This is a genomic window from Variovorax sp. 01N425 (genome assembly GCF_056399465.1).
Window position 1 is genome coordinate 1 of record NZ_JBFTRJ010000044.1, and the last position, 2,879, is coordinate 2,879.

The 2,879-nt window shown below is 66.8% G+C and carries 2 protein-coding genes and 1 pseudogene; all 3 read left to right on the forward strand.

The window, feature by feature from the left end; genetic code table 11:
- Positions 1 to 148 (forward strand): annotated as a pseudogene (locus AC1DSC_RS32540) (chemotaxis protein CheW); the annotation flags it as partial.
- Between the two features lie 25 nt (positions 149 to 173).
- A complete protein-coding gene (locus AC1DSC_RS32545; RefSeq protein WP_369663440.1) occupies positions 174 to 1,853 on the forward strand; it encodes a methyl-accepting chemotaxis protein in 1,680 nt (559 codons plus the stop codon).
- 86 nt (positions 1,854 to 1,939) lie between these two features.
- On the forward strand, positions 1,940 to 2,879 hold a 940-nt coding region (locus AC1DSC_RS32550; protein ID WP_478132083.1), incomplete at its 3' end, for a cache domain-containing protein.

Sequence of the window (2,879 nt, forward strand, 5' to 3'; positions counted from 1 at the left end):
CAAGCCGGCGCCGGAGATGGGCTCGGTGCTGGACACCGACTACCTGATCGGCCTGGGCACGCTGGACGAGCGGATGCTGATCCTGGTGGACATCGACCGGCTGATGTCCAGCGACGAGATGGGCCTGGTCGAGAAGATCGCCGCCTGAGGCGGGCGCGCACGGAGCAATCGACATGAAGAACCTCAAGATCGGCACGCGCCTGGGCATCGGTTTTGCGCTGGTGCTGGCGCTCATGGCCTGCATCGCGGGCATTGGCGTGTTCCGCCTGCAGGGCGTGGGCGACGCGGTGCAGGAGATGGTGCAGCGCTCGCTCGTGAAGGAGCGCCTGGCCGCGAACTGGCTGCTCAACACCAGCAGCAACAGCGTGCGCACCTTCGCGCTGGTCAAGAGCAACGATGCGGAAGTGCAGGACTACCTGCAAAAGCAGATGAGCAAGACCAGCGCCGGCATCTCCGAGACGCAGGCCAAGCTCGAAGCCATGCTGGATTCGCCCGAGGAGCAGGCGATCAGCGCCGACATCAAGGAAAAGCGCAGCCAGTACGTGGGCCTGCGCAACACCATCCTCAAACTCAAGGCCGAAGGCAAGCAGGAGGAGGCGGCAGCGATCACCAACGGCAAGCTGGTGCCGATGCTCGAGGTCTACGACGCGAGCATCCGCGGCATGCTGACGCACCAGGCCGAGCGCATCGACAAGGCCGCCGATGCCGTGGACAGCCTGAACCGCGCGGGCCGCATGAACGTGATCGTGCTGGCCATGGCTGCGCTGCTGCTCGGCGGCGTGCTGGCATGGCTCCTGACGCGCAGCATCACGCGGCCGCTGAACGAAGCCGTGCGCGTGGCGCAGACGGTGGCGGACGGCGACCTGACCAGCCGCATCGAATCGTCGTCGCGCGACGAGACGGGCCAGCTGATGCAGGCATTGAAGAACATGAATGCGAGCCTGGCCACCGTGGTGAGCGGCGTGCGCCAGGGCACCGATGCGATCGCCACGGCTTCGGGCGAGATCGCGGCGGGCAACCAGGACCTTTCGTCGCGCACCGAGGAGCAGGCCAGTTCGCTGGAGCAGACTGCGGCATCGATGGAAGAGCTGACCTCCACGGTGAAGCAGAACGCGGACAACGCACGGCAGGCGAATCAGCTCGCGCTCTCGGCCTCCGAAGTGGCAGTGAAGGGCGGCAACGTGGTGGGGCAGGTGGTCGACACCATGGCCTCGATCAATGCGTCCTCGAAGAAGATCGTCGACATCATCGGCGTGATCGATGGCATTGCGTTCCAGACCAATATCCTTGCGCTCAATGCCGCGGTGGAGGCGGCACGTGCCGGCGAGCAGGGCCGCGGCTTCGCAGTGGTCGCCTCCGAAGTCCGCAACCTGGCCCAGCGCTCGGGCGCAGCCGCCAAGGAAATCAAGGGCCTGATCGACGACTCCGTCGGCAAGGTCGACATGGGCAGCGCCCTCGTCGGCGAAGCCGGCAAGACCATGGCCGAGATCGTGGGCAGCGTCAAGCGCGTGACCGACATCATCGGGGAGATCACGGCCGCGAGCCAGGAGCAGAGCACCGGCATCGAGCAGGTGAACCAGGCCATTGCCCAGATGGACCAGGTGACGCAGCAGAACGCCGCGCTGGTCGAAGAAGCCGCCGCTGCGGCGCAGTCGATGCAGGAGCAGGCCGCGAGCCTGGTCGGGGCCGTCAGCGTGTTCAGGCTGGATGGAACACCGGCCGCTCGTTCCGGGCTCGCATTCGCCGCGCCGAAGGCCCTGCGGCCGGCCCCGGCCAGGAAGAGCGAGGCCACCGCGGCCCCGCAACTGGCTGTTGCCGCCAGCGCGGCAAATGGCGATTGGACGGAATTTTGAGCTGAAGGCCTCAAGTCTTGCGCGCGGATGCCGATAACCCTGTGGACAGAGCACCGCACAAAAGACATCCACCCAAGGAAGAGACCATGTTCAACCGCTTGAATCCGCGCGCCCTCAGCATCGGGCAGAAGCTCGGGCTGCTCACGGCCAGCGCCATCCTGGGCGTGGCGGCGCTGACGGCCCTTTTCCTGGTTTCGGAGCGCAAGCTCATCCTGGAAGAGCGGCAGGCCAGCGTGCGCCAGGTGGTGGAAAGCGCGCATGGCCTGCTGGTCCACTACCACGCGCTCGCCGCCAAGGGCACGCTGACCGAGCCGCAGGCCAAGGAGCAGGCGATGCAGGCGATCCGCGGCCTGCGCTACAGCGGCAGCGAGTATTTCTGGATCAACGACATGCAGCCGCGCATGCTGATGCACCCGATCAGCCCGGCGCTCGAGAACAAGGACCTCTCGTCCAACAAGGATGCCACCGGCAAGCGGCTGTTCGTCGCCTTCGTCGACACCGTCAAGGCCGATGGTGCGGGCTTCGTTCCCTATCTTTGGGCCAAGCCGGGCAGCGACAAGCCGGTGCCCAAGGTCTCCTACGTGAAGGGCTTCGAGCCCTGGGGCTGGATCATCGGCTCGGGCGTCTACGTGGACACGGTGCAGGCCACCATCATGAGCCGGGTCATCGGCCTGTCGATCAGTGCGCTGGTGCTGGCCGCGGCACTCTTCGCGCTCGGCTGGGCGATCTCGCGCGGCCTGCTGAAACAGCTCGGCGGCGAACCGATGGTCACGGCCGGCATCGCGCACCGCATCGCCGAGGGCGACCTGGCGGTCCGCATCGACCTGAAGCACGGCGACCAGGCGAGCCTGCTGCATGCGGTCCAGGCCATGCGCGACAGCCTGGCCAAGGTGGTGGGCGAAGTGCGCCACGGCACCGATGCGATCGCGACGGCTTCGGGACAGATTGCGGCGGGCAACCAGGACCTGTCTTCGCGCACCGAGGAGCAGGCCAGTTCGCTCGAGCAGACGGCGGCCTCGATGGAAG